This is a genomic window from Roseibium sp. (genome assembly GCF_025698965.1).
Lineage (GTDB): Bacteria > Pseudomonadota > Alphaproteobacteria > Rhizobiales > Stappiaceae > Roseibium.
In genome coordinates this window covers 1-4,981 of sequence record NZ_JAILWL010000472.1, presented here as the reverse complement: position 1 = coordinate 4,981, position 4,981 = coordinate 1, and the positions used below count along the sequence as shown (strand labels likewise).

Here is a 4,981-nt window from a genome sequence, read left to right as displayed (position 1 = left end):
ACCTTGATCTTCAAAAAGCGCTTACCCAGGGTCTGGCCGTTCCAGCCGAGTTCGGCCAGCACGTAATAAGGGGTGCGGATCAGGAAAAACAGCATAACCGCGACCGCGAACATCGATTGTGGATCGATGAAATCCAGAACATTAAGCAGGATGATCAGGCAGATTGCGCCAATCGTGGTGAGGATTACATCGGCGATCTGCGCTGCGAGACGCACGCCCACACCGGCAATCGGCAGTGTCAGGGCGACACCTTCCGGCGGCATGAGAACATCCGGTGAGGGTCTTTCCTTCTTCTTCTTACTTTTCCAAAGTCGAAGTTTCATCGCGGCTCCCGTCCACCCAGTGTGAACCAGGCCAGCCAGAGCAAGCCGATGCCCCAACCAATGATCAGTCGCGCGTTCAGGTCTTGAACCAGCTGACGGGCAAAGCCCTCCAGAAGTGCGGCGACGACGAGCATCAATGCCGCCACAAGTGCAAGCTTCACGGCATCGTGCCCGGCATGGCGGAGTGCATCGATTCGTGTCCGCGAACCTGGAAAGAGCACTGCGGCTCCGAGTTTCAGGCCACCGCCGCAGGCGACGCAGATGGCCGAGAGTTCCGTCACGCCGTGGATGGAGAGCCAGCCGGCGAGATCAAGTCCCAGACCCCGATCGGCATGGAGCGCGAAAAAGGCCCCCAGCATGAGGCCGTTGTAGAAGGTCAAAAGAATTGCCGGTGCGCAGGCAAAAACGCCGAGGCCGAAAACGAAGATTGCAATTCGCGTGTTGTGCGAAAACAGATAGGTGGAAAAGGCTCCCAGTCCGGAACTGTCCGGATTTTCGTCATAAATCACCGAACGCAGTGCTTCGTTGGTTGCATCCGGCCCGCGGCCACCGGCAAGGTCCGCCGGCATGAAAACATAGAACCAGTCAGCGCTTTCGAAATAAAGCAGGTAGCCGGCCAACACGCCGAGTCCCAAACATAAAAACCCGAGCAGGAGGAATGGCCAGGACCGACGCATGGCCTGCGGAGCGCCACGGGTCAGGAACCTCGTGAACAGCCCTCCGAGCCGCTGTTGCGGCGCGTAGACGCAGAGATAGGCCCGAGCCGTCAAAGCCTCCAGGTAGCCCAGCAAGGCCTTGTCGAGGGAAATTTCACGCGCGATGGCAAGCGATGTTGTGGCTTGCCGGTACAGCGAAGCCAGATCGCGCGCGTCGGCAAAACTCATGTGCTGAAGGCCTTTGCGTTCAGCGGCCAGCACCAGTCTTTCCAGGCGCTGCCAGTCGGCTTCCCGCTCCTTTCGGAAACGGGCGGAGCGCATCAGGTCTGAATTGGTGTCGAGTGGTGTCTTGGCGTGCTGCTCCGGATTGTGCCCGTTGCCCAGGCCAGCGGGCAGAACCAGCTTTTTTCGATCGGGAGGAAGGTGGTCGAGAGACATTCTAGATCTGCTCCCGTGCCTTGATTTCCAGATAGGCTGAAATCAGTCTTGCGGTGATTGCGTTTGGCTTGGCGTCGACAATTGTAACTCCCTTGCGGGCAAGACGCTCAAGCACCAGGCGGCGTTCGTGGATGGACTGATTGGCCGCTACGAGAGTCGCAGCTCCGTCCAGATCCCCTGACGCATTTTCCACCAGAGCTTCCAGATCCGGATCGCGGATGGCAACGAAGATCAAGAGGTGCCGCTTCGCCAGAATGCCGATGTTCTCGATCAGCAGTTCCGCGGAAGTAGTGTCGATGAAATCCGTGAAGATGATGATCAGGCTGCGCTTGGGTGTGCGGGCATTCAACTCCGTCAGGGCCAGGGTGTGGTTGGTTTCCCGGCTGACATAGGAAAGTTCCGCAGTCCAGTTGCGAAGGCGGGCAAAAGCGTTTCGTCCCGGTGCCGGGGCGGAAAAGGTCCGTGGGCGCACATCATAGGAATAGTAACCGACAAGATCGCCGCCGATTGCTGCAGCCCATGCGGTGGCAAGGGCCGCAGTAACGGCATGATCGATCTTCGGCAGACCGCCGATCTCCTCGCGCATCAGGTAGCCGTTGTCGAGTGCAACGATGACATGATGGTTGCGCTCGGCGCGCAATTCCTTGGCAACCAGCGACCGGCGCCGCGCCGACCGTTTCCAGTCGACCGACTTGATGTCCATTCCTTGCACAAAGTCGCGCAACTGATGAAATTCCGATCCCTCGCCAATGGCGCGGTTTTCCTTCACCCCGTAAAGCGTTGACAGAACCGTCGTGGTGATCTGGCCGGACTGGACCAAGCGTATGTTCGGGACCACCCGCAACTCTGCGCCGACATCCAGGCGCGGCACGAATTCCAGCAGTTTGAAGCGGGAAGTCCAGAACAGCCACAAGTGGTCAAAATTCCAGAGGCCGCGGCGCACGGCCTTGCAAGGAAAGTCTGCAACCGCTGTACCGTTCTGGTCTGTCCGAAACGATATTTCGCTGTCGCCCTTCAATCCCTCCGGCCACTCGAGTTTTGCCAAAAGGTTCTGCGGCGCTCGTTCGACCGAGATTCTTAAAGTTGCAGTCTCGCCGACGAAAATTTCTGCCGGTGACTTGAAGGTTGTCGCCCTCGGACGCCGGAAGGAAAGAACCAGGTCCAGCAAGGTAATCCCGCCGAGCAGAGCCCAGGGCAGGGCAACCGCCTGACGCAAGGCGCCGCCGGACATGACCGCGATAACCGAAATGCAAAGCGCGACGGTTCCGAGAAGAAGCAGTCTTTTGGATGGCCGTATCAGCGTGGGGCCTCGATCTGGTTGAGAATGTTTTCCAAAACCTGCTCAGGACTGCGGCCTTCTATCTCGGCCGCCGGGCCCAAAACAATTCTGTGCCGGAGTGCCGGAACGAAGAGCCGTTTGACATCGTCGGGAATTGCGTAGTCCCGTCCATTAAGCGCTGCGGCGGCCCTGGCTGCGCTCGCAAGCGCATCGGCCGCACGTGTGGAGGCGCCATAAGCGATTTCGGAACTTTCCCGCGTTGCCCGGACAAGACGCAAAATATAGGCGAGAATGTCGTCTTTCAGGATGATGCTGTCGACAAGTGTTCGTGTTTCGGCGAGCGTTGCGGCGTCCAGAACTTTTGAAAGTGCGCTTGTTTCCAGACCTGCTTCCAGAGGTTCGGCAGCATGTTGGCGCAGGATGGCCATCTCGATATCTTCCGGGGGAAAGTCGATCACAAGCTTGAAGAGAAAACGGTCGAGCTGGGCTTCCGGCAAGGGGTAGGTGCCCTGCTGTTCGATCGGGTTCTGCGTGGCGACAACAATGAACTCGCTGCCAAGTGCGTGATCCGTGCCGTCAATGCTGACCATTCGCTCGCTCATGGCCTGCAAAAGGGCCGCCTGTGTTTTAGGCGGTGCCCGGTTGATTTCATCCGCAAGCAGAACCTGGGAAAAGACCGGCCCCTTGGTCAGGACAAAGGCATTGGTGCGAAAATCGAAAATCGAAGTGCCAAGAACATCGCCCGGCATCAGATCGGGTGTGAACTGGATGCGGCCGAAATCAAGTGCCAGGGCAGCGGCGAAACTTCTGGCGAGCAGCGTCTTTGCTGTGCCGGGAGGGCCTTCGAGCAGAATGTGGCCTCGGGCAAAAAGCGCGACCAACAAAAGTTCGACCGTTTCGTCCTGGCCGAGAACGGTCCGGCCAATTTCTGTTCTCAGGGCGTCCGTTCGTTCGCGCAGGGCTTCAAGCGTCATGGGTGATTTGCTCCAAAACCTGTTCCAATTCATCAATCAGGTGGATTGCATCGGCAGCATGCAGATGCTCCGGCAGCTTGCGGATGTCCAACAACACGTTTTCAAGGCGTGCTGCACGGTTCGGGTGCCGCCGTTTCACATATTTGAGAAAGTCTTCTTCGCTTGTGAAATGGCGGGCATTGGCTGCTCCGAAAAGAGCTTCGGCAGTGGCGGCAATGCGGGCTGCCGCATATTCGCCGGTGAGGGCGCCATCCTGGCCCGAAAGCCTCATCAACCGGGCACGAGCGCGCACTGCCAGACCCTTGCTCGCACCCGGTGCAGCAGGTTCAGACAGAACCGGCCCATATCGTAGGGACGCTCGCCAGAGGAAAAGCGCGAACACTACCGCGGAACCGAACCAGAGGGTCAGGAAGGGTTGTTCGAAAAAGCGTAACAGATCTGCCCAGGTCCGCTCACGTTCGGGCTCGGTAAATGGGTCGCGTAGCCAGGAGGTTCGGCTGTAGTCGATCACGAGATTGCGTTCGTCTGCTCGAGAACCCAGCACATCCAGCGCGATATAGGCGTTGTTTCCCAGGCGCAGACCGTGATTGTTCAACAGATCAGGGTCGGACAGGACCAAAATACTGTCTTCGTTGCCGTCTTCCGTCTCCTTCAATGGGCACTCCGCCAGCAACATTGCATCCTTGTTGCCGATAACGGGAATGCAGTTCGGGCTCTTGAACATTTGCGCGGCGTAAATCGTTGCCCATAGGTCTTCCCCTTCGGTAGACCGGTATTTGAAGTCAGTGAAGGGAGTGCTGGCGAAAACCGGCTGGGGATCGGGGTCACCAATCAGTTGGCCGAGAGTTGAAGCAAGTCGACCTTCTTCCACCCTCAAGGTTGGGTGGGCAAGGCCGGTGAGGCGCATGCCGCTGCGCCACTTGGGCAGGACGACGAGCGTTGGCACCCTTTCGGCCTTGGCCGAAATGTTTTCCATCTCCAGGTCGTATTCGTCCTGCTGGCGCAAAAACTCTTCTTTGGTTGAAGGCGCATCGCGTTGCTGATCAAGAGCGGTGTCGTAAACGGGAATGACCAGGAGACCGATCGAGGTCTCGTCCATCAGCCAGCCACCGGAGAAATTCTGCGCGCTGATACCATTGGTACTCAGCCACACCTGCAATCCGTCAAGACCGGCCGGCGAGCGGCGTAGCGCCTGTTGTCGTTGAGAAAGAATGTACCAGCCGGCTGCAAGCACTATCACGCAGACTAGCGCGATGACGATCGTCTCGACGCGGGGCGGTCGAACGGTTGCCGAGGATGCAGAATCGCTCA

5 protein-coding genes are annotated in these 4,981 nt (G+C 58.3%); all 5 read right to left on the bottom strand.

Annotated features, from left to right (window positions below; all coding sequences use genetic code 11):
- Window positions 1-323: RDD family protein (locus tag K5905_RS27305; protein ID WP_297590206.1), on the bottom strand; the 323-nt coding region annotated here is incomplete at its 3' end.
- Complete coding sequence (locus tag K5905_RS27300; RefSeq protein ID WP_297590204.1) at window positions 320-1,417, bottom strand: stage II sporulation protein M; 1,098 nt, start codon at window positions 1,415-1,417, stop codon at window positions 320-322. The genes K5905_RS27305 and K5905_RS27300, both read right to left, overlap by 4 nt.
- A 1-nt stretch (window position 1,418) precedes the next feature.
- Window positions 1,419-2,648, bottom strand: coding sequence for a DUF58 domain-containing protein (locus tag K5905_RS27295; protein WP_297590201.1), 1,230 nt, complete (start codon window positions 2,646-2,648; stop codon window positions 1,419-1,421).
- Between the two features lie 65 nt (window positions 2,649-2,713).
- Window positions 2,714-3,670 carry a MoxR family ATPase gene (locus K5905_RS27290; protein ID WP_297590198.1) on the bottom strand — a complete coding sequence of 319 codons (957 nt, stop codon included), beginning with the start codon at window positions 3,668-3,670 and terminating at the stop codon, window positions 2,714-2,716.
- Window positions 3,660-4,981: hypothetical protein (locus K5905_RS27285; RefSeq protein ID WP_297590196.1), on the bottom strand; the 1,322-nt coding region annotated here is incomplete at its 5' end. The genes K5905_RS27290 and K5905_RS27285, both read right to left, overlap by 11 nt.